Below are 22344 nucleotides of genomic sequence, written 5' to 3' on the forward strand. Positions count from 1 at the left end.
GCGGGGATGTGCCCTCCTTCGTGTAGGTACCTGTCAGCTTGTGTCAGCCTGTCAGCGACCCTCGTCCTGACGCCACCGCTCTGCGGCACGGTCGAGCTGGTCGAGGTCGACGCCGGCAGCCCTGCGTTGGGCACGCTGGGCCGGGTGTTGGGCGGACAGCTGGCCGACCTGACGCGTCTGCTCCGCCAGCATCACGGCGGAGATGAGCATCACGATGAAGCCGAGCACGCTCACCACGGGGTGCGCCTGGATGCCGCCGACCAGACCGCCCAGCCCCACGACGAAGGCCGCGGCCAGGGCTCCGGTGCGACGAGGACGCGACGGCACGCGGGGGGCCTCGCCACGCAGGGTGCTGGCCAGTGCCGGGTCATCAGCCGTCAGCGATGCCTCCAGCTGTTCCAGCAAGCGCTGTTCCTGCTCCGAGAGGGCCATGCCAGCCTCCTTACGTTCGTACACACCAGTGTATGTCGGGCAGCTCCGGGGCGAAAGGGATGCCGTGCCCCCTCAGCGCCGCGTCAGCGACGCCCGCTGCACCGCCGCCGGACCGAAGCGACGCACCACCTGGTCTGCCACCACCTCAACCTCCCGCATTCCCTTGTCCGGGGCATCCAATGGGGGCTGCTGGAAGGCCTTGTCCGCCTCCACCAGCCCCTCCACCCGCACCCCGACCCGACGGATCCGGGCCCGCTGGAGGTTCAGCGCACGGAAGGCCCGCCATCCCCCGTCGAAGATCTCGTCGGTCACGTCGGTCGGTCCACTGAGCGTGGTGGAACGACTGATGGTGCTGAAATCGGCAAAACGCAGTTCCACGGTGACGGTGCGGCCCAACATCCCCGCCCGCCGCATCCGGGCGGCGACGCGGGCGCTCAACCGCAACAGCTCCACCCGCACCAGCTCGACGTCATCCGTGTCTCGCCCGAAGGTCTCCTGGGCACCGATGGAACACTCGACCTGTTCGGGGACCACCCGTCGGGTGTCCTTGCCCCAGGCCAGGTCGTGCAACTGTCCGCCCTGCCGGGCCCCGAAGGCCCGCTGCAGGGTGGCCCGCGGCGTGTGGGCCAGGTCAGCGACGTGCACCAACCCCAGCTGCCGCAACCGCCCCGCCGTGCTGGGCCCCACCCCCCACATGGCCTCCACGGGCAGCGGATGCAGGAATTCCACCACCTGGTGGGGACGCACCGCCAGCAGCCCGTCGGGCTTGGCCCGGGTGCTGGCCAGCTTGGCGACGAACTTGCTGGGGCCGATGCCCACCGAGCAGGTCACCTGTTGCTCATCCGTCACCTGCGCGCGCAACCGCTCCCCGATGGCCACCGGATCCCCCAGCCGGCGCAGCGATCCCGTGATGTCCAGGAAGGCCTCGTCGATGCTGGCCGCCTCCACCTGTTGCGTGATGGTGCCGAAGATCGCGAAGACACCCCTGGAGACCATCTGATAGGTGTCGAAATCTGGCGGCACCACCGTCGCCTGGGGACACAGTCGCCGGGCCCGGACCGAGCTCATGCCACCCTCCACCCCGTACTTGCGGGCTTCATAGTTGGCGCTGAGCACCACCCCGCGCTGGGCACCACCGACGAACATCGGCCGGTGGCGCAGTTCCGGCCGCCGAGCCATCTCCACACTGGCGTAGAAGGCATCCATGTCGACGTGGAGGATCACGCGGGCAGCGTCATGTTGAGGGGGGACGACCCCCCTCGAACCCCCCGCGCTCCGCCCCGCAACCGACGGCGTTCGTCCCTCACGCCACGCCGACTGCGCTCCGCCCTGTTGAGGAGGCACGCTCATCGGCCGGAACTCCCGGGCGAGGAGTGCCACAGTTTGCGCGGCGCCTGGGCGACGGGCGTCCCGGCGGGTTTCACGTCGGCATAGGGCGACTGCTTGAACCCGCTGGGATGCACCAGCATTCGACGCCGCCCCATGCCACCAGCCCGGGTCTCGTGCTCGGGGCCGAAACGCCCTTGGGGTGCTGATTCACCCGATCCGAGCCGCTCCCCCACCAGGCCGTCCCCCTCGGGCACCCGTTCGATGATCTCCAGCACCGCAGCCAGTGCAGCGGCCCTGCCCGCACCGCGATCACGTTCGGAGGCCCACACCTGGTGCAGCTCCGCCAGGTCCCAGGCTCCCGTCGCACGCAGCGAGACTCCCCTGGGCCCGGTGCGACGCAACTGGCCCCGCACCAGCAACAACCAGCTGGAGAAGACGGTGTTGGCATAGGGCCCCTGGGCATCCTCGAAGAAGGTGCAGTCCACCGGCCCGGTGCCGTCGTCCAGGGTGAGGAAGACCACCCGTCTTCCACTGCGCACCGGCGGCGTCTGGGTGGCCACCTTCACTCCGGCCACCAGCAGGTCTGCCTGCTGGCGGTGGCGCAACAGGTCCACCGAGTCGCAGGTGTGCAGCTCGTCGAGCAGGTCGCGGTAGCCCTCCACCACGTGCTGGCTGACATCGAGCCCCAGGATCTCCAGCTCGGCCGCGAGCCGCTCATCGTGCCCCATCTCCGGCAGCCCGGTGGCCACCACGTCGGTGGGAGTCCCGGCCGACGAAAGGGGCTCCTCGACCGGTTCGGTGAAGTCCAGGGCCAGTTGCACTCCCGCTGGTTGGGCGCTGCCGGTGCCGGGCAAGGTTGGGGTACGAGCCTGCCGTCGAGCGCGATCACGAGGGTCGTCACCGCTGGCCACCACCGGGGCGCTGCGACGCAGCCCCCGAGCACGGCTTGCGGCACGAGCATCGGCTCGCGCCTGCCGTTTCAGGTCGGCCAGGGCCAGCAGCAGATCGCGTCGGGTCAGCCTGCCGTGGCGCAGCACCGCCGAGGGGCGCCCCACCCCGTAGAGCTCGTCGAAGGCGCCGCACAGCACCAGGTTCTCCACCAGGGGCGCGGACACCTGGGCCCGCGACCAGAAGTCGGACAGCCCACCATAGGGCTGACCCGCGACGATCCGCGCCACCTCCGGCCCGCCGGCTCCCTTCACGTCGGACAGGCTCATCCGGATGCCCCAGCCCCGCCCATCGGGAAGCCCCTCGACAGGCTCGGGGACCGAGGAAAGCAACCCCTCGACAGGCTCGGGGACCGAGGAAAGCAACCCCTCGACAGGCTCGGGGACCGAGGAGGACGGAGCGAGGGCTTCCACCCGGTAGGCGTCATCCGAATGATTGATGTCGACGCCGAGCAGCTGGATCCCACAACGCCGCGCCTCCTCCAAGATCAACCGCTTGGGGTACATGCCCGGGTCATGGGTGAGGACCCCGGCCAGGAAATGTGCCGGATGGTGCCGCTTCAACCAGGCCGACTGATAGGTGGGCAGGGCGAAGGCCGCGGCGTGCGCCTTGCAGAAACCGAAACTGGCAAAGGACTCCAACACCCTCCAGACCTTCTCCACCACCTGCGCCGGATAGCCCCGTTCCCGAGCCAGCGGCACGAACCACTGCCTCACGTCGAGCTGACCGGCGGGATCGCCCAGGGCGCGGCGGGCCTCATCGCCCTGCGCCAGGCTGCAGCCGGTCATCACCGAGATGATCTTGATGATCTGTTCATGGAAGACCACCACCCCACCGGTCTCGGCCAGCACCGGTTCAAGATCAGGATGCAGGTGGTTTGGGCTGCTCCATCCCTGACGCGCATCGAGGAAGGGGATCACCATGTCCGACTTCACCGGGCCAGGACGAAACAGCGAGATGTCGATGATGATGTCGTTGAAGGTGCTGGGCCCGAACTTGCCCACCAGCTCCCGCTGCCCCGGGGACTCGATCTGGAAGCAGCCCAGGGTCTGCGCATGGGCGATCATGTCGTAGACGGCCGGGTCGTCGAAGGGCGCCAGGGCGTCGATGTCAGGCACGCTCGCCGTGGTGCGCTCCAACTCGCCCAGGGCATGCGCCATCGAGGACTGCATCCGGATCCCGAGCACGTCGAGCTTGAGCAGCCCCAGGTCTTCCACGTCGTCCTTGTCGAACTGACTCATCGGAAAACCTTCGAAACTGGCCTCCACCGGGGTACGGCTGGTCAGGGTGGCATCACTGAGGATCACGCCACAGGGATGCAGCGCCACGTGCCGGGGCAACCCGTCGAGCTGCTCCACCAGGCGGAACAGGACGTCCAGCCGTTGCTCCGCCAGACCGGCCTTCCTGAGCTCGGGCAGGTCTCGCAGGGCCTTGCGCGCATCGCGGGCCCGAATGTGCGGGAATGCCTTGGCGATCGCATCGGCCTCGGCCGGCGGCAGGCTGAGCGCAGCCGAGACGTCGCGCACCGCATGGCGCACCCGATAGGTCTCCAACATCGCGACGCAGGCCACCCGCTCGCCACCGAAGTGGTCGAGCACCTTCTGGTAGATCTCGGGGCGTCGGGCCGACTCGACGTCCAGGTCGATGTCTGGCAGGGCCTGCCGCAAGGGCGACAGGAATCGCTCCATCACCAACCCGTAGGCCAAGGGGTCGACGCCGGAGATGCCCAGCACGTAGTTCACCAGGCTGCCTGCCCCCGAGCCCCGCGCCGCACACCGGATGCCCAACTGCCGCACCATCTCCACCACATCGGCCACGGTGAGGAAATAGGAGGCATAGCCCAGCTGGGCGATCGCGTCGAGCTCCTCGTCAAGGCGGCGCAGCACCTGCTGGGTGGGCGCACCGTAACGCTCCGAGATGCCCGCCTCACACCGCAGCCGCAATGCCGCCATCGCCTCGGCCTGACTGGCCTGCCCCAGACCAAGCACCTCGAACTCGGGCAGGTGCACCTCACCCAACCCGATGTCACTGCGCGGATCGAGCCGGGCGCGCAGCGCCGTGGTGCGAGTGTCGGAGAACAGCCGTTGCGCGCCGTCCGACCCACGCCCACCGAGCCGGGCCACCTCCTCGGCAACCTGCAACATCTGCTTGCCGGACTTCAGGTGGGCCTCCGCATTGCGTCGGTCGACATTGCGGACGTCCAGTGGCACCAGGCGACGCGCGGCATCCAACACGTCGGTGACCGCGGCCTGGTGCCGGTGTGCCATGCGGACCTGGTTGGTCAACACAGCGGTGAGGCGATGCCGGTCGGCCAAGGTGAGCATGCCGGCCGCCTGGTGTGCGCTGCCCACCCCCTGGCCCGCCACCTGGTGGTTGGTGAGGCCCACCACCAGCTGGTGCGGGTCCACCAGGTCGAGCCAGCGACGCAGTTCCCGCTCCGCCAGGTCGGAGCGCCCCTCGGCCAGGTGCAACCCGAACTGCGAATCGGCCCCCAGCATCACCAACAGCTCCCCCGAGCTGGCGTGCTCGGCGAAGCGCTCCGGGCTGCTGACCGGATGCCCCCGCTGCCCGGCCAGGTGGGTGGCGGTGGTGAGCCGGCACAGCTGCCCCCAGCCGGCCCGTGAGGTGGCGATGGCCACCACGCGAGGCAAGCGCAGGTCACGAATGATGCCGCCGCGAGCGGCAGTCCGACGCACCGGGGTGGCGCGCCCACGCCGGGCCTCCGCCCCGAAGGGAACGGCCAGGTCGACCCCCACCACGGGAGCCACCCCGGTACGCAGGCAGGCCTTGGCAAAACGCACCGCCCCGTAGAGCCCGTCCCGATCGGTGATGGCCAAGGTGTCCATGCCGTGGGCGGCGGCCGTGGCCACCAGCTCCCCCGGATGGCTGGCGCCGTACTGCAGCGAGTAGCCGGAGGCCACCCGCAGGTGCACGAAGGGATCCGGCATCAGTCCACCACCGCCCGCAGCCGCCAGCTGCCGTCCCCCCAGTGGTGGGCCAGCTCATAGACCCCCCGGCTCGCATGGCGACCATCCGCCGCCTCCACCCGCCAGACCTCGCTCTCGGCCTCCAGGTCGACGACGGCGGCCTCCAGCCCACCGCCCTCCTGGCCATCACCCCAGTCTCCTCGGGCGGCGCGCACCCCGGCCTGCTCCCACCAAGGAGTGGCCTCGACCCACCGCGACTGCACTTCGAGCACTCGCCAGAGTCGGTTGCGCCACAGGAAGAGGGACGGGGCATCGTCCCGGTCGGCGTGCCCCGTCCGCACCTCGATCGACTCGTCACACCTGCGCACCACACCCTCCTTTTTCGAACATCCGTTCGAGCATGTGCGACTATAGACGGGCCCTCCGACAAAACGTCAACACCCCTTGCCACCCGGGTCCTCAACCTGCCCGGGGTCCTGGGTCATGATGGATCCATGTCGTCACCGGACCACCACCGCCTCGGCTCCGGACCGTCCGAGTTCGCTGCCGTCCTCTCCGAGGCCATCGCACGGCGCAATCTGACGCTGGAGCGGATCAGCCAGCACCTGCGCAAGGCCGAGGCTCCCGTCTCGATCGCCACTCTCAGCTACTGGCAGACCGGCCGATCGCTGCCCACCCGAGCGCGCTCCTTGAAGGTGCTCAAGGAGCTTGAGAACGTGCTCAAGGTCCCCGAGGGACATCTCACCCGGGCACTGGCCAAGGATGCCGGGGAACGCTGGGACCCCGTCACGGCACTACCCCACAACGAACAGGCGAGCGCCCTGTTGAAGGCCATGGGCTTCCCGGCCGAGCAGCAGTTCACGAACCAACTGCTGCATGACAGCGTCACCGTCCGGGCGCGCGAGCACCGCCAGAACGAGACCACCCGGCAACTGCTGCGGGCCGACCGTCCCGGGCTGCGTCGCTTCCCCCTGTTGCTCAGCCAGGATGGCGAATCGCACGAGATCCCCCTGGTGGAGACGATCCGTGGGTGTGAGCTCGGCGAGGTCATGGAGCTGGAGGACCCGGGCCTGGTGGTGGCCGAGATCGTGCTGCCCCACCCCCTGGAGCGCGGTGAACTCGCCATGCTCGAGTACCAAGTGGCCTGGACCATCGACAATGGGGACCGGCCGGGCATCACCCGGGCCCTGGCCGCCCAGATCCCCTTCCTGGTGCTCGACGTGGCCTTCACCGACGACCTGCCGACCAACCTGTGGTACGTCAATTCCAAGAGCCCCACCCCGGGCGCCGTGATGCCGGACACCACCCAGGACGAGCACACCACTCCCCTGCCGACCAGCAGCTTTGCCCAGCAGGCGATGTCGAATGCCACCGCCGGCATGCATGGGCTCCGGTGGGAGTTCTGAGCGAACAGACCACCCGACCGGCACCCAGCGGAGCCTCGGGAAATGGTGGCTAGTCTCTTCCCCATGGAACTGCTGCCCATGACCTTCGCCTCCGGATGGGCCTCCGGCCTCAACGCCTGGGCCACCGTGCTGGTCCTGGGACTGCTCGGACGCTTCACCGACGCCCCCGACGTGCCCACCGGCTTCGAGCGCACCGACGTGCTGGTGGTGATGGCCGTGCTCACCACACTGGAGGTGCTGGCCGACAAGATCCCCTGGATCGACTCCACCTGGGATGCCGCCTCGACGGCGATACGGCCCATCGCCGGCGCCGTGATCGCCGCCCTGATCGCCGGCCAGACCGGTTCCCTCACCACCCTCGCCCTGGCCGGCGTCGGTGGCGTCAGTGCCCTGCTCAGCCACCTGACCAAGTCGGGGATGAGGCTGGCCATCAACAGCTCGCCCGAACCGATCACCAATGTCACCGCCTCGGTGGCCAATGACGTCTCGCTCGTGGGCGTGCTGGCCCTGGCCGTGCAGCAGCCGGTGGCGGCCGCCGTCATCGCAGGCGTCCTGCTGCTGGTGGGCCTGGTGCTGGTGCTGCTGGTGATACGGCAGGTACGCGCCGGTCTGGCCAAGGTACGTCGCCGTCTGCGCCCAGGAGCTGCCCAGTGACGCAGCACACTCCCGACATGGTCTTGGTCCGCGGCGCGACCCTGGCGGGGATGGCTGCCGCAGCCCGGTTGGCCAAGGCCGGTCACCACGTCGTGCTCGACGCCGATGGCCTGCCCGACGGCGGCCACTGGGCCAGCCAGACCCAGCTCGGGGTCCAGGTGGACGAGCTGCCCCAGACCTTCCGGCTGCCCGCCGCCTGGCGCGACCTGTTCAAGAAGTCCGGCAAGGCCCTGGACGCCGAGCTGGCCGGCAACAAGCTGCAGATGGTGCCCGCCCCACCCCAGGTGCATCGCTTCGCCGATGGCCGCCAACTCGTGCTGCCCACCGAACGCGGCGCCCAGACGCAGGCAGTGCAGCAGGCCTTCGGCCGCCCCGCCGCGGAACGCTGGACGGCGCTGGTGGACGAACTGGACGAGGTCTGGCAGCAGCTGCGAACGGCTGGCCTGGAACGCCCCGTGACCGCCGAGACCTTCACCAAGCAGACCCGCGCCCAGTTGCTGGCCGGCACCACTCTCGACGAACTGGCCAATCGCAGCGGGGCGCCCCATCTGGCCCGGGTGGTGGAGAGCCAGGCCGCGTTGGCCGGCGCCACCCCCGGCCGCGCCCCGGCCCTGCTGGGCGTGCGGTTGGCGGTGCAGCGACGCTTCGGGATCTGGCAGCTGACCACCGATGAGCGGCAACCGGTACGCGCCTCGACCCTGATCGACCTGCTGGGCAAGCGGCTCGACCTGCGCGGCGTGGAACGCATCGGCTCCCCCGCACCCCTGCTGGGCTCCGGCCTGCCCGACCTGTCGATGATCGAGGCCCCCGTCGTGGAGGCGCGCGCACACCTGGACACGATCCCCTTCCAGCCAACCGGTTTCGCCGGACGTCGGCTGGGCCGCCCGGCGATGGCCCCCAGCGTGCGCCACCAGGTGCTCGACCGGATGCCTGCAGACCTGGCCCCGCTGGCCGTCACCGACGAATCGCCCTGCGGCATCGTCGAGGTGGTCGACCACGGCGCCGGGGCCCCCGTGGTCACCTGGTACCGCCCGCTGCCCGACGGCCGTGTGGTGCTCACCATCCATGACCACAACCACCCCCGGCCCGACCTGCGCTGGGGGCTGGCACCCAACTCCTTCAAGGCCTGGCAGCAGCGGCCTACCCTGGGCGGCGAGGGACGATGGCGGGCCTCGTCGGCAAGCCACGCAGGAAACCAGCCGTGGGCCGAGCTGCTCAGCGCCGCGCTGGCGGTCTACGAGATCCACGAGCACCTGACCGGAACCGACATTCGCCCCACCAATCGCAACCAACCGCGGTTGCCCCGGCAGGCCCGGCCGCGCCGCCACTGAGCGGAACACCAGCCATGACGCCGCTCCCCGCGTGACGTAAAGTGGGAAGACAAGTCATTCAGCGAGGGAAGTCTTTTGACCAAGCCAGAGCGCCCCCAGGCCACAGACGCGCAGCAGCTCGAACGTGAGCTGGCTGCCGAGCAACAGCACGTCGACCGTGTCCATGCCCAGTTGGAGGTGGCCACCGCCTCCGCCAAACAGGTGGAGGCCGAAGGACGCAACAAGTTCCTGACCGATCGCGGCGACTGGATGCGCGAGGAGGACGGCACGGCTCTGTTCGAGCGTGACGCCTTCGCCTTCCAGGCCGCCAAGCGCCTCGCGGTGCTCGATGCGGAACATGAGGGCCTGGTCTTCGGTCGGCTGGACCTGCGTGACCTGGAACGTCGCTACATCGGGCGTATCGGGGTGCGTGACGACGACTACGAGCCCCTGGTGATCGACTGGCGGGCACCCGCCGCCGAACCCTTCTACCGGGCCACCGCCAACAACCCGATGGACGTGGTGCGCCGCCGCGTGCTGCGCTGCCGCAATGAGCGGGTGATCGGCATCGAGGACGACCTGCTGGACGACTCCGTCGAGACCGACCTGCCGATCATCGGCGAGGGCGCGTTGATGGCGGCCCTGAGCCGAGCCCGCGGTCACCAGATGAAGGACATCGTCGCCACCATCCAGGCGCAGCAGGACGAGGCGATCCGCGCGCCCTACCAGGGCATCACGGTGATTGCCGGTGGTCCGGGCACCGGCAAGACCGTCGTCGCGCTGCACCGGGCGGCCTACCTGCTGTACTCCCACCGCAAGCGCTTGGAGAAGGGCGGCGTGCTGGTGGTGGGCCCCTCCCCGGTCTTCATGAACTACATCGAGCGGGTGCTGCCGAGCCTGGGTGAGGACTCGGTGACCCTGAAGTCGATCGGGCAGGTGGCCAGCGACGTGCTGCGCGTCACCGCCGACCGCACCGACGCGGCCCTGGCCGCGACCACCAAGGGGTCTTTGCGGATGCTGCCGCTGTTGAAGCGTCTGGTGGTGGACCCCCTGGTGGAGCACGACGAGGCCCTGCAGCTGCGGGTGACCGTCAAGGGCGAGGTGCTCACCCTCAAGGCCGCCAAGTTGCGCCAGATGCGCTCCGAGTTGCTCTCGAACCACCGCAACAACCGTTCGCGCGAGATCGCCGAGCAGGCCGTGGTGAATGCCCTGTGGAGCCGCTTCCCGGCCGACGAACACGACCTCGACCGTGAACAGTTCGACGACCTGGTGACCAGCCAGGCCTCCTTCCAGATGACCATGAATGCCTGGTGGCCGATGCTCTCGGCCACTCGGGTGTTGGCGCGCTGCGCCGACGAGGCACTCCTGGATCGCCTGGCCGCCGACCTGTTCGACCAGCGGGAACGTGCCGCCCTGGCCGCCAGCTACTCCCCGAGCACCGACGACGAGGGCACCTGGTCGGTGGCGGACGTGGCCCTGCTCGACGAGTTGGTCTCGATCATCGGCCCCGCTCCGCGCCAGGACGAGCAGGACGAACCGCTCTTCCTGGAAGGCATCGAGCAGGTCTCCGAGATCGTCACCACCGCCGACATCCTGCGCGACGAACGCGAGGAGACCCTCGACGACGAGCCCCACAACACCTTCGCCCACGTCCTGGTGGACGAGGCCCAGGACATTACGCCGATGCAGTGGCGCATGCTGCGCCGACGTGGCCCGCAGGCGTCGTGGACCCTGGTGGGCGATCCGGCCCAGTCGTCGTGGCAGGTTCCGCAGGAGACCGACCAGGTGATGCGTGAGTTGATCGGCAGCGCTCCCCACCGCACCTTCCGGCTCGACAAGAACTATCGCTCCCCGGCCGAGGTCTTCGACCTTGCCGCCAAGGTGATCACGCCGGTCTTCCCCGACGCCGACCTGCCGCACGCCGTGCGCTCCACGGGGATGGAGCCCCGTCTGGCGGTGGCGGAGCGCGGCGAGCTGATGGATGCCATCGGCGCCGAGGTGGCGACGCTGGCCGACCAGGTGGCCGGCACCATCGGCATCATCGTCCCGCCGTCGCTGATGGGCACGGTGCGACGCAATGCCTCGGGGCAGCCCCAGATCGTCGCCAACCTGGAGCGGTGCGTGGTGGTGACCCCCCTGGAGAGCAAGGGCCTGGAGTACGACGGCGTGCTGGTGGTCAGCCCCGACGACATCGTCGAGGAGACCCCCGGACGCGAACGCGTGCTCTACGTCGCCCTCACCCGACCCACCCAGCGCCTCACCGTGCTGGACGTCGACGGAAAGCCGGGGGCTTGGCGCAAGGTGCTGTGAGCGAGCTCAGGCCCCCCTATTGATCCTGTGGATTGCGGCCTTCTCCTCGGGTGTCAGGTCTGACTCATCCAGGACACGCTGGAGGATGGCCGACTTGCCGACGATGTAGCTGGCCATCTCTAACCCCGGCTGCGCAACCAGGGAGAGTTTGGTCTCGGCGTACGCATTCCGGAGGTCCGGCCGCCGCCTCAGGACGTCGCGTACGGCAAGATGGTTTCGCAGGTGAAGCGAACCGGCCACGCAGACATACACGTGCCGTCGTGGTCCTTCGTCCGGGGCCTTGAAAGCCTCTCGACCTTCCAAACCGAGGTCCCCCTGGTGTCGGTAACCGATCGCCACCAGCGCCGCGATCGCGCTGGACACGTGGGCAGGCAGCACAATCACGTCAACGTCGATCACAGGTTTCGCCGCCAGACCCGGCACCGAAGTGGATCCCACATGCTCGATGGACTCGTGGGGCACGGCAGCCAGTGCCCGCGAAAGCTCGTCCCGAATCCAGGCGAAGTCCTGCACCCAACGATCTTGGTACTCCACCACCCGGGGGCCCTTTGTCATGGGGACAATTGTGTACCCACGGGATCGGGCCGGCCGAGTTCGATGGTGCGGCTGGGCGTGACGAGGTACCGGAAACCGAGCGGGGTCTGCCAGAGGTAGTGACCGGGCAGCGGTTGTTCCAGGCGGTAGCCGCCGTGGGTCTTCGCGCGATGCACCTTGCGGGTCAAGGGGCCGAGGTTGTCGGGATGGGTTTCTCCGGGATCCCACGCAATGGTGTGGTCCAGATCGAGCCCCGTCGAGGACCGAGGCGAATGGGGAAACACCTCGTGAGGATTCCTGATCTCCACTGATTCCCGCATTGTTGCGGGGCATTCATAGGAAGAGCTGGCCACTTGCCGATTGGAATCGATCACCGGCCGGACCGTGAATTGGTGGTCGGGGAGGAGATCTGCGAGCCATTCGGCGAGCAACGGACCAACTCCCCTTTCTCGGACGATTCCCTCCCCGGCGCACAGCGTGGTGTCGGTCAGGTGCACCACCAGCTGCGCCTTGGGCGCCAGCTCCTTGGGGTCGACGAGCAGGGTGCCGCAGGCGTGACCAACCTGACCTTGCAGGTGGCAGTCCTCGGTGACGTCCACCCCGGGGAGTTGATCAAGCAGGCTGGCCTGCATCAGCTGGGTGGCGCGGACGGGATCTGCGAGGATCCCAAGCCCCTTGGCTCGGCGTGCATTGAGGGCATCGTCGCAACCGCCTTCCTTCAGGATGGCGGCCAGGTGGTCGAGGGTGGCATCGAGTCGGCGCGCGTCGGGAGAATCCATCACGGCAGCAAGATCAGCGATGCCGTACTGCCCCACGGCAATCCACGCACCACGGGCCTCCTTCGCGTCCCGCCGACGCTGTTCGGCCTCGTCAATGGGGAGATGATCAAGGACCAGTCCGGCAACGAGCCCCTTCACCCGGCCGCGGGTCATGCCCGGGACCTGGCGGGCGAGCTGGAGATCCACCAGTCCTGCATTGTGCGCGTCGAGAGCCCGGGTGGCGCCCGCGATGCCCCGCGCGGTCCAGGTGTCGATCTCACCGTCGAGCATCAGCCTCCAGACCTTGGGGAGGCGATGGCGAAGATCAAGAGCGTCGGCGATCAGGGCATGGGCCCCGACGTCGCGCAGCCGAAGGGCGGCCCCCAGTTCAAGGGTGGCGAACTCCGCCACGAGCGGGGTGCCCTCGCCTCCCATCTCCACGAGCCGCTCGGTTCCGGGAACCACCGAGGACTCGTCGACATGCCCGTTGAGATCCGCATAATGCGCCGCGAGCTGCAATTCCCGTGCTTCGAGAATCCTTCGCTGCCGGCGACTCTCGCGAATTGCCTCGATGACGCCCACTGCATCATCCGGAAATTGGAATTCCTGCTCTTCCATGAGCCGATCACCCCGTTACCTTGCTGGTGACCCCGTAGGGAGGGGTCACGGTCGCCGGGCCCGGCATGACTCAGTGCCCCTGTCATTGATGATCCGGGGGGTGTTGTCACCGGGCCTGGTGGTGCCAGCCGACCGCTGATAGGGACATGGCCCAGCATTGAGGTCTCTTCGTAACGTGGGTGCCGGCAGCTGACGCATCACCAACCACGACGACCGTCGCTTCGATGCAAGGATGGTGGTCGTCATGAATCAGGACAGCGGCTTCGACATCTGGTGCGGGCTCGACGTTGGCAAACAAGACCACCACGCCTGCGCCCTCGACGCTGCCGGGAAGAAGGTCTTCGACAAGCCCCTGCCGCAAGACCAAGCCAAGCTCGAGGAACTCCTCGACAAGCTCCAGAGCCATGGTCGGGTGCTGGTGGTCGTCGACCAGCCGAACACGATCGGCGCGCTACCGATCGCTGTCGCCCGGTCGATGGGCATTACCGTCGCCTACCTGCCCGGACTGGCGATGCGCCGCGCGGCTGACCTCTACCCGGGCAACGCGAAGACCGACGCCCGCGACGCATACGTCATCGCGGACACCGCGAGGACCATGCCTCACACGCTGCGCCGGGTCGATGCCGGCGAGGAAACCCTGGCCGAACTCAAAGTGTTGGTGGGCTTCGATGAGGACCTCGCCGCCGAGGCGACCCGGTTGTCGAACCGCATCCGAGGCCTGCTCACCCAGATCCATCCCGCGCTGGAACGCGTTGTCGGACCCAGATTGGGCACCAAGCAAGGCCTGGCCGTTGTCGAACAACTCGGCGGCCCCCAGGCCATGGCAGCAGCGTCGAAATCGAAGCTGCTCAGGGTGATCACGAAGGCCTATCCGCGCAATGCGCAGGACTTCGCCGACGCCATCACCCAAGCTCTTACGGAGCAGACCGTCACCGTTGCAGGCACGGCAGCGGCCGAGCAGGTCCTGCCCAAGCTGGCCGCGTCGCTGCGCGCCACCTTGGATCAGCGCGCCGAGCTGGCTGTCCAGGTCGAGAAGGTCGTTGATGCTCACCCTCTTGCCGAGGTCCTGACCTCGATGCCAGGCCTCGGGGTCAGGACCGCAGCACGGATCCTGCTCGACGTCGGCGATGCCTCACAGTTCCCGACCGCCGGGCACTTGGCGGCCTACGCCGGCCTGGCCCCAGTGACTCGCCGTTCCGGCACCAGCATCCGCGGGGAGTTCCCCGCCCGCTCCGGGAACAAGCACCTCAAACGAGCCCTGTTCCTGTCCGCCTTCGCCGCGCTCAAGGACCCGACCAGCCGCGCCTACTACGACCGCAAGCGAGCGCAGGGCAAGAAACACAACGCCGCCCTCATCTGCCTGTCCCGCCGACGCTGTGATGTCCTGTTCGCGATGATCAAGAACCGGGAGCCCTACCGGGCCCCCGCCCCGACACCCTCACCCATGCCCCTCGTCGCTTGACGAGGAACATAGGGACACCCCCCCGACGTGATGCCTCAATTCTATCCAAAGCACACCCTTATTCAAAGGGGTGTTCGAATAGTATTTCGGGAGATCCGGCTTCGACAGGCTCAGCCGACGTGGCGCACGATCACCAGCGGCGCTCCAGCAGCATCGCGAAGATCTCGCGGGTCGCCAAGGAGCGGTTCTGGGTGAAGAACTGCAGCCCCGGGGCTCCCCCGCGCAGCAGCGTGACGGCGATCTCGCTGGCGATGCGCGATCCGATCTCACGCACCCGGGCGGGATCCCCGTCCCCCTCGGCCAGCCGCAGCTTCACCTGTTCGGGCACCGGTGCGCCGGAGAGGTCCTCGAAGAACTTCACCTGCTTCAGACTGCTGATCGGCTGCAGCCCGGGAATGATCGGGATCGGGCAGCCCAGGTTGCGCACCCGCTGCACCAGGTCGAAATAGGCATCGGGGTTGAAGAAGAGCTGGGTGATCGCGAATTCCGCACCTGCCTCGTACTTCTCGGCCAGGATCCGGGCGTCCAGGTCTGCGTCGCGGTTCTCGGGGTGGACGTCGGGGAAGGCCGCAACCCCCACGCAGAAGTCGCCGCGGCTCTTGACCAACCGCACCAGCTCAGTGGCATTGGCCAGCCCCTGTGGATGTTGTTCCCACGGCACCGTGGGTCCACCGGGCATGTCACCACGGATCGCCAGCACGTGCCGCACCCCCACCTCGGCGTAGGAGTCGATCACCCCTTCGAGCTGGCTGCGGGTCTGCGACGAACAGGTGAGGTGCCCCATCACCGGGATGGTGGAGGTCTCGGCGATCTGACGGGTGGTCTCCACGGTGCGTTCCCGGTTGGTGCCGGCCGCGCCATAGGTGACCGAGACGAAGTCGGGCTGCAGCGGTTCAAGACGCTTGACGGCGTTGAGGGTCCGTTCGTAGCCCGCCTCGTCGCGAGGCGGCAGGTATTCGAACCCGAACAGCGGACGCTGCGCGGTGGCGAGCAGATCGGCGATGGTGGGGCGGTCCTGGGGCATGCTTTCCACCCTAGGGCCAGGCCCGTGGTGGGCTTGCCCGTCGATCCGTTCGTGGACACTTCCCGGGGCAAGTAGGCTCGGGGACGTGGCCAATGACGTACTTGACTTCACCCCGTCCGATCCGCTGGGCAGCGACTTCCGTGGCGCCGTCCAGGCCGCCATCACCCAATTCCTGGAGGCGCGCAACCACGAGCTGACCGCGATCGGGGACGAGCTGGCGCTGCCACTGGAACTGGCCAAGACCTTCACCGGCGGCGGCAAGCGGGTGCGCCCCGCCTTCGGCTACTGGGGACGCATCGCCGCAGGTGGGAGCCCGGACGACGGTGAATCCCTGGTGCGTGCCGCGGCGAGCCTCGACATGCTCCACGTGAGCGCCCTGATGCATGACGACGTGATGGACGACTCCGACACGCGCCGCGGCGTGCCTGCCGCCCACCTGCAGTTCGCCGACCTGCACCGCAGCCGTGGAGGCCGCGGAAGCACCGACGCCTTCGGCCGCGCCGGGGCGATCCTGCTGGGCGACCTGCTGCTGGTGTGGAGCGAACAGATGCTGTCCACCAGCGGGCTTCCCGCCCAGGAGCTGGACCGGGCCCGCCCGCTGATCGAGGCGATGCGCACCGAGGTGACCTGCGGACAGTTCCTGGACGTGATCGCCCAGTCGGCCCCGGCCACGGCCGACCTCGAGGAGGCCATCGCCACCGCCAACCGCGTGGTGGAGTACAAGACCAATCGCTACACCGTGCAGCGTCCCCTGCAGTTCGGTGCGGCGCTGGGCGGCGCCGACGAGGAACTGCTCGAGCAGCTGGCACTGTTCGCCTCGCCGATCGGACGGGCCTTCCAGTTCCGCGACGACCTGCTGGGCATCTTCGGCGATGAGCAGCTGACCGGCAAGCCCGCCGGCGACGACCTGCGCGAGGGCAAGCGCACGGTGCTGGTGGCGCACGCGCTGGCCGCGGCCCCCAAGGACCAGGCCGCCGAGCTGGACGCGATGCTGGGCAACCCGCAGCTCGACGCGGCTGCCGTGGAGCGTGGTCGCCAGATCATCACCGCCTCGGGCGCCAAGGAGTCGGTGGAACAGATCATCGACCAGGCCTACGACACCGCGATCGCCGCGCTCGACAAGGCGAGCATCACCGACGAGGGCCGCACCGCGCTCACCGCGCTGGCGCAGGCCTGCGTGCGTCGCGACTACTGAGGCCGTTCCGGTCGGCTAGCGGGCGTCCACCTGGCGATTGATGAACTTGAGTCCCTGGCCGCCGCCGAAGGCGTTCAGGGCATAGCCGGACATCTCGGGGCGGGCATTCCAGGCGTCCAGCAGCTGCTGCTTCAGCTCGGCGGCCGCGGCCTGCGGGTCCGCAGCGTCGTTGATGGCCGAGGAGACTGCCACACGCAGGGCACCGGCCTCGATGACCTGATCGATGTTCTCGCGGGTGATGCCACCGACGGCGAACCAGGGCGTCGACTCGGGGCTGGGCAACGGCTGCTTCGCAGCGGCCCGGCGCACCAGCTCGAGGCCGGGGAAGGCGACGCCGTCGAGGCTGCCCCCGAAGACCGGCCCGACCATCAGGTAGTCGGCATCCGTGCCGGTCAGCTGGCGGGTGCGGTGCACCGAGCGTCCCACCAGACTGTGCTCCGGCAGCTGTGCCCGGGCCTGGTCGATCGGACCATCCGCGGCCCCCAGGTGGAGCACATCGGCCTGGAAGCGCGAGGCCACCGCCACGTCATTGCCCACCACGACGGTCGCATTCAGCTGCAGGGCGGCGCTCTGGGCGATCGCCAGGGCCTCCAGCAATTGCTCGTCGCTGGCCGCTGCGTCACGCACCTGCAGCAAGTCGACGCCACCACGCAGCGCCTCGACGACGAAATCGCGGAAGTCGCCCCGCTCGGCGCGAACGTCGGTGATCAGATGAAGCTTGGCCACCTTGAGGCGGCTGGTCAGTCCCATGAGTGCGGTCACCCTCACAGGATAGGCCGCCGGAGCCGCGAGGAGGGGGCTTTTCTCCCCCGGGCGAAAGTCACCCCGGAGGTGCTCTTGGCGGGTCAGTGCACCCCGGTGCTTCGATCGCCGCCTAGACTTCACCCTTGAAGGGCTGACACGGCCTTCCTTCCCCGACCGTGTTTGGAGCTGTTGTGACCACTGCGAGCTTGAGCGACCCCTTGGTCGGTCGTGTGCTGGATGGTCGCTACGAGATCTTGTCGAAGCTGGCTCGTGGCGGCATGGCCACGGTCTACCGCGCCCAGGATCGTCGGCTCACCCGCATCGTCGCCGTGAAGGTCATGCACGACGGGCTGGGCGACGACCAGGACTTCGCCCGCAAGTTCGACCGCGAGGCCCGAAGCGCCGCCACCCTCAGCAATCCCCACGTGGTCAGCGTCTTCGACCAGGGCATCGACAACGGCCGCCCCTTCATCGTCATGGAATTCGTGCAGGGCTGCACCCTGCGTCACATCATCACGCGGGAGGCCCCCCTGCCCCCGCTGCGCGCCCTGGACGCCATGGAGGACATCGTCAGCGCCCTGGCCAGCGCCCACGACGCCGGGCTGGTGCACCGCGACGTGAAGCCCGAGAACGTGCTGATCAGTGACCGTGGCGAGATCAAGGTGGCGGACTTCGGGCTGGCCCGCGCCGTGACCAGCCAGACCGCCACCGCCACGCAGGGCCTGTTGATCGGCACCGTCAGCTACCTGCCGCCCGAGCTGGTCACCACCGGCCGGGCCGATGCCCGCAGCGATGTCTACTCCGCCGGCGTGGTGCTCTTCGAGATGCTCACGGGCAAGAAGCCGCACCAGGGCGAGACCCCGATCCAGGTGGCCTACAGCCACGTCCACAACGACATCCCGGCGCCGTCGTCGCTGCTCAGCGGCAACGATCCGCGCTCCATGGATTCCCGACGCATCATCCCGCCCTATCTGGACGCGCTGGTGATGGCCTGCACCCGTCGCGAGCCCGGCCAGCGCCCGGTGGACGGCCGCGAACTGCTGCAGTTGGTGCGCACCGCGCGGAAGGCCTTGGGGCACGGCATCCTCGATGACCCGGCCTTGACCGCCCAGATGCGCTCCAGCATCGATCGGTCGCCTGCGGCACGGCCGCTTGCCACGGACGGGTCCTCCCAACCGCACGGGCAGCAGCCGCCGAGTTCGCCTGCGTCCCCGGCACCGCTGGCCAACGCCGCCCTCGCCGGGGCGGCCCTGTCGGACGGGGCAGCGACCGTGGTCCAGGATGCCGTCGTCGACGATGACCCTCCCACGCGCATCGCACCGGCGGTGGCCGACTGGCAACCGCCGCAGAGTCCCCGCACCCCTTCGCCCCAGCCTCCTTCGCCCCAGCCTCCTTCGCATCGGGTGCCGCACACTCCCCCACCTCGCCACGAGGATTTCGAGCGACGCCGTCGCACCCGGCGCCGTCGTGCCGGTCTGCTGGCCCTGTTGTTGCTGCTCGTGCTGGCCCTGGCGGCCGGTACCGGCGCCTGGTGGTTCGTCAGCGGCCGCTACGAGGCCACCCCAGACCTGGTCAACCAGCGCCAGACGCAGGCCGTGGCCCTGGCCAAGCAGCAGGGGCTGGCCGTCCAGGTCAACCAGGAGTATTCGGAGACCGTGCCCAAGGGTGTGGTGATCCGCACCGAACCGGAGGCCGGTGGCCGAGTGCTCAGGGACACCTCGGTTGAGGCCTGGGTCTCCAAGGGGCCGGAGCGCTACCTGATGCCCTCGGTGGTCGGCATGAACCTGGAGCAGGCGCGCAAGGCCGTGGAGGAAGTCAACCTCACCGTCGGCAAGGTCACCGACGACTGGTCGGACACGGTTCCCGAGGGAATCATCGCCACCGTCAGCCAGCCCCGGGGAACCGAACTGAAGCGAGGCACCCCGATCGACTTCGTCGTCAGCAAGGGGCCCCAGCCCGTCGAGATCAAGGACTTCACCGGCAAGGCCGCCGACAAGGCTCGCACCAAGCTGCAGGAGGCCGGCTTCACGGTCAACGTCGTGGAGAAGAACTCCGACGACGTCGACAAGGGCAAGGTCATCGTGCAGAACCCCAATGGCGGGGAGGGCAAGCGCGGCGACACCATCACCCTGGAGGTCTCCAAGGGCCCGGTCATGGTGCAGGTCCCCAGGGTGGCAGGCTCCACCGAGGCCCAGGCCACCCAGAAGCTGGAGGGTGCCGGATTCGGCGTGAAGGTGGTGCACGCCACCCCCGAGTGGCTGCGCGAGGACAAGGTCAAGGCCGCCTCCCCGTCCGAGGGGTCGATGGCCAAGCAGGGCGCCGAGGTCACCCTCTGGGTGATCTGAGGGTCACACCGTCCAAGGCTGCTGGTCTCGGTGGTCCTCCATCACCGTGGGGGCCAGGTTCCCGATCTGCTTGTCGAACAGCTTCCAGCCCCGCTCGTTGAGCAGGCCGTCGTGGATCAGGAAACCCTTGGGGGCTGCCACGTCGCGCACGAAGTCGACGGTCTCCTTCATCGCGGCCCAGGGCGCCATGACCGGTGCGGCGACGATGTCGATTCCGGCTGGGGCGGTGGCCAGCGAGTCCCCGGGGTGGAAGAGGGTCGGCTCCCCCTCGCTCTCCAACACCAGCCCCACATTGCCGATCATCGGAATGTCGCGGTGGATCACGGCGTGCCGCCCGCCGACGGCGGAGACCTTGAGACCGCCGAGGCTGACGGAGCTGTCCGCATTCAGGCCCTCGCCGCGCTCCTTGAGGTCGACCGCGTCGATCACCCCCGGCTCGACGAGCACCTTCGCCTGCGGATTCGCGGCCACCAGGGCAGGCAGGTGCTCCGGGTCGGCGTGGTCGGGGTGAAGGTGGGTGACCAGGATCGCGTCGAGGTCGGTGAGACCGTGCCAGGCGTCGGAGAAGGAGCCCGGGTCGATGAGCACGCGCAGCCCTGCGGTCTCGACCAGCACTGCGGAATGTCCAAGCTGGGTGATCTGCATGCCCCCAGTCTGGCTCGCCAGTGGTGCCCTGTCGAGGTCAGCTGGGGGAAGCCACGCGGACGGCGAAATCGGCCACGACCTGCGTGAGTTCGGCCAGCACCTCCAGCTCGCGACGCCAGTCGTCGCACTGCCAGCCGTGGTTCGGTCCGGCAATCAGGTGCACCGGGAGCTTGGTGTGTGCTGCAGCATGGGCGTCCCAGGCACGGTCTTCGGTGCCTGCCACGAGCAATGCCGGAGCACTGGCGGCTCGCAGTGCCTCGACGCACGTGTGCTCATCGAGCAAGGGCGTGGTCCAGACCGCTGGAATCCGATTGGTGGCGGCCCAGCCGGCGGCGCGAGTACCCACGGACTTGGCCAGGACCAGGTCGGGCAGCCCGTGCCGGTCCACGAAGGCGGCGATTGCCTCGTCCACCAGTTCCTGGGCCTGCTCGGCGGCGATGCCGGGGCCCATCGTCCAGCGGGCCACATGGGCATTCCACCCGTCAAGGGTCAATGCCCTGAGAGGCAGAGCCAGCCCGGGAAGCTGCGCCGGATAACGCGCCCCCGGCAGCACCAGGACCGTTGGGGCGCTGGCATCGGCCAGGTTGCCAGGCCAAGGGTCAACGCCGTGCAACACGTTTTCATCCATGGAGCACAGCCTCGCAGGTGGCGCAGCGCTTGTCAGCCACCGGCCAGCAGGGAACCCAGCACCTGACCGGCCTCGCGGCAGTCCGCGAGGGTCACGTCGAGGTGGGTGACGGCGCGCACCAGGTGGGCACCGACGGCCGACAGGGCGACGCCCTGCGCCGCGGCCGCGGCCACGACGTCACCGGCGGGCCGCTCCCCCGTCCTCACGACGACGATGTTGGTGGGAACCTTCTCCGGCTCCACCGATCCGGGTGCCGCCGCAGCGACGGCCTCGGCGAAGGCTCGCGCCGCGGCGTGGTCATCGGCCAGCCGCTCCACGTGGTGGTCCAGCGCATACAGGCCCGCCGCGGCCAGCAGACCCGCCTGCCGCCAACCACCACCCAGCCGCTTGCGCTGCACCCGGGCACGCGCCATGTCCGCCGCGGAGCCCACCAGCACCGATCCGACCGGCGCGCCCAGCCCCTTGGACAGGCAGACGCTCACCGAATCGAAGCAGGCCCCATAGTCGGCCAGCGGGGTCCCGGTGGCGACGTGGGCATTCCACAGCCTCGCCCCGTCCAGGTGCGTCTTGATCCCGGCCCCCAGCGCCAGGGCACGAATCTCGCGCAGCGTCTCGATCGGCTGGATCGTGCCGCCACCGAAGTTGTGGGTGTTCTCGATCTCGATCGCGGCGGTGCGCACCAGGAAGGGCCCGTTGTCCGGGGCGATCGCGGCGGCCACCGTCGCGGCGTCCACGACGCCGTCGGCAGTGGTCCAGGTGCGGGTGGTGATGCCGTGCAGCTGGGCGTGCGCCCCCATCTCGGCCCGCACGATGTGCGCCTGCGCATCGCACAGCACCTCGCCACCGGGCGGCACGTGCAGCCAGACGCCCAGCAGGTTCGCCATGGACCCGGTCGGGGTGAACAGACCCGCCTCGTGTCCCAGCAGCTCGGCCACGCGACACTCCAGCTCGATGATGCTGGGGTCCTCGCCGTAGACGTCGTCACCGACCGGGGCCTCGGCCATGGCACGACGCATCGCCTGCGTCGGACGGGTCAGGGTGTCGGATCGCAGGTCGATGGCTGTGCCCACGGGTG

Annotated in this window: 18 protein-coding genes; 7 read left to right on the forward strand and 11 right to left on the reverse strand. The window is 69.0% G+C overall.

The genetic code is table 11. The annotated features are described in order from the left end of the window. Positions 1-51: 51 nt before the first annotated feature. The 4 genes from ACOAMO_RS01010 to ACOAMO_RS01025 all read right to left on the reverse strand — a co-directional run bounded on the left by ACOAMO_RS01010 (position 52) and on the right by ACOAMO_RS01025 (position 6004). The gene (locus ACOAMO_RS01010; RefSeq protein WP_420175738.1) at positions 52-432 is read right to left on the reverse strand and encodes a DUF3040 domain-containing protein; all 381 of its coding nucleotides are present in this window, start codon (positions 430-432) and stop codon (positions 52-54) included. 72 nt (positions 433-504) lie between these two features. Continuing rightward, on the reverse strand, positions 505-1656 hold the full coding sequence (dinB, locus tag ACOAMO_RS01015; protein WP_420175739.1) for a DNA polymerase IV: 1152 nt from the start codon (positions 1654-1656) through the stop codon (positions 505-507). 122 nt (positions 1657-1778) lie between these two features. Beyond that, a complete protein-coding gene (locus tag ACOAMO_RS01020; protein WP_420175740.1) occupies positions 1779-5657 on the reverse strand; it encodes a DNA polymerase III subunit alpha in 3879 nt (1292 codons plus the stop codon). Further along, positions 5657-6004 carry a DUF6504 family protein gene (locus ACOAMO_RS01025; RefSeq protein ID WP_420175741.1) on the reverse strand — a complete coding sequence of 116 codons (348 nt, stop codon included), beginning with the start codon at positions 6002-6004 and terminating at the stop codon, positions 5657-5659. Before ACOAMO_RS01025 ends, ACOAMO_RS01020 begins: the two co-directional genes overlap by 1 nt. A gap of 126 nt (positions 6005-6130) precedes the next feature. On the opposite strand from ACOAMO_RS01025, the gene ACOAMO_RS01030 reads away from it, so the two are divergent. The 4 genes from ACOAMO_RS01030 to ACOAMO_RS01045 all read left to right on the forward strand — a co-directional run bounded on the left by ACOAMO_RS01030 (position 6131) and on the right by ACOAMO_RS01045 (position 11316). Continuing rightward, the gene (locus tag ACOAMO_RS01030) at positions 6131-7042 is read left to right on the forward strand and encodes a hypothetical protein (protein WP_420175742.1); all 912 of its coding nucleotides are present in this window, start codon (positions 6131-6133) and stop codon (positions 7040-7042) included. Positions 7043-7105: 63 nt separating this feature from the next. Further along, on the forward strand, positions 7106-7696 hold the full coding sequence (locus tag ACOAMO_RS01035) for a DUF4126 domain-containing protein (RefSeq protein ID WP_420175743.1): 591 nt from the start codon (positions 7106-7108) through the stop codon (positions 7694-7696). After that, positions 7693-9027 carry a hypothetical protein gene (locus ACOAMO_RS01040; RefSeq protein ID WP_420175744.1) on the forward strand — a complete coding sequence of 445 codons (1335 nt, stop codon included), beginning with the start codon at positions 7693-7695 and terminating at the stop codon, positions 9025-9027. Before ACOAMO_RS01035 ends, ACOAMO_RS01040 begins: the two co-directional genes overlap by 4 nt. Positions 9028-9102: 75 nt before the next feature. Next, positions 9103-11316 carry a HelD family protein gene (locus ACOAMO_RS01045; protein WP_420175745.1) on the forward strand — a complete coding sequence of 738 codons (2214 nt, stop codon included), beginning with the start codon at positions 9103-9105 and terminating at the stop codon, positions 11314-11316. Between the two features lie 6 nt (positions 11317-11322). Here the strand turns inward: ACOAMO_RS01045 and ACOAMO_RS01050 are convergent, their stop codons facing one another. Both ACOAMO_RS01050 and ACOAMO_RS01055 read right to left on the reverse strand, forming a co-directional pair. Next, positions 11323-11871: a GrpB family protein gene (locus ACOAMO_RS01050; protein WP_420175746.1), complete on the reverse strand. Its 549-nt coding sequence runs from the start codon at positions 11869-11871 to the stop codon at positions 11323-11325. Next, positions 11868-13226 (reverse strand): DUF222 domain-containing protein, encoded by a 1359-nt coding sequence (locus tag ACOAMO_RS01055; RefSeq protein ID WP_420175747.1) that lies wholly within the window; start codon positions 13224-13226, stop codon positions 11868-11870. Before ACOAMO_RS01055 ends, ACOAMO_RS01050 begins: the two co-directional genes overlap by 4 nt. 244 nt (positions 13227-13470) lie before the next feature. Here ACOAMO_RS01055 and ACOAMO_RS01060 point away from each other — a divergent pair, with 244 nt between their 5' ends. After that, positions 13471-14688, forward strand: a complete 1218-nt coding sequence (locus ACOAMO_RS01060; RefSeq protein WP_420175748.1) for an IS110 family transposase — start codon at positions 13471-13473, stop codon at positions 14686-14688. 130 nt (positions 14689-14818) lie between these two features. Here ACOAMO_RS01060 and ACOAMO_RS01065 read toward each other — a convergent pair whose 3' ends face one another. Beyond that, on the reverse strand, positions 14819-15712 hold the full coding sequence (locus ACOAMO_RS01065; RefSeq protein ID WP_420175749.1) for a methylenetetrahydrofolate reductase: 894 nt from the start codon (positions 15710-15712) through the stop codon (positions 14819-14821). An 85-nt stretch (positions 15713-15797) separates the two neighbouring features. Between ACOAMO_RS01065 and ACOAMO_RS01070 the strand changes: the two genes are divergently transcribed. After that, entirely contained in the window at positions 15798-16907 is a 1110-nt protein-coding gene (locus ACOAMO_RS01070; protein WP_420175750.1) for a polyprenyl synthetase family protein, read from the forward strand. Positions 16908-16922: 15 nt separating this feature from the next. Here ACOAMO_RS01070 and ACOAMO_RS01075 read toward each other — a convergent pair whose 3' ends face one another. After that, the gene (locus ACOAMO_RS01075) at positions 16923-17669 is read right to left on the reverse strand and encodes a thiamine phosphate synthase (protein WP_420175751.1); all 747 of its coding nucleotides are present in this window, start codon (positions 17667-17669) and stop codon (positions 16923-16925) included. A 173-nt stretch (positions 17670-17842) separates the two neighbouring features. Between ACOAMO_RS01075 and pknB the strand changes: the two genes are divergently transcribed. After that, positions 17843-19996: a Stk1 family PASTA domain-containing Ser/Thr kinase gene (gene pknB / locus ACOAMO_RS01080; protein WP_420175752.1), complete on the forward strand. Its 2154-nt coding sequence runs from the start codon at positions 17843-17845 to the stop codon at positions 19994-19996. 3 nt (positions 19997-19999) lie between these two features. On the opposite strand, the gene ACOAMO_RS01085 is transcribed toward pknB, so the two are convergent. The 3 genes from ACOAMO_RS01085 to ACOAMO_RS01095 are packed head-to-tail and all read right to left on the reverse strand — an operon-like array spanning position 20000 to position 22339. Then, positions 20000-20641: an MBL fold metallo-hydrolase gene (locus ACOAMO_RS01085; protein ID WP_420175753.1), complete on the reverse strand. Its 642-nt coding sequence runs from the start codon at positions 20639-20641 to the stop codon at positions 20000-20002. Positions 20642-20678: 37 nt separating this feature from the next. After that, positions 20679-21269, reverse strand: a complete 591-nt coding sequence (locus ACOAMO_RS01090; RefSeq protein ID WP_420175754.1) for a hypothetical protein — start codon at positions 21267-21269, stop codon at positions 20679-20681. 32 nt (positions 21270-21301) lie between these two features. After that, positions 21302-22339, reverse strand: coding sequence for a threonine aldolase family protein (locus ACOAMO_RS01095; RefSeq protein ID WP_420175755.1), 1038 nt, complete (start codon positions 22337-22339; stop codon positions 21302-21304). Between the last annotated feature and the right edge of the window lie 5 nt (positions 22340-22344).

It is taken from the genome of Luteococcus struthionis (assembly GCF_048595755.1).
Lineage (GTDB): Bacteria > Actinomycetota > Actinomycetes > Propionibacteriales > Propionibacteriaceae > Luteococcus.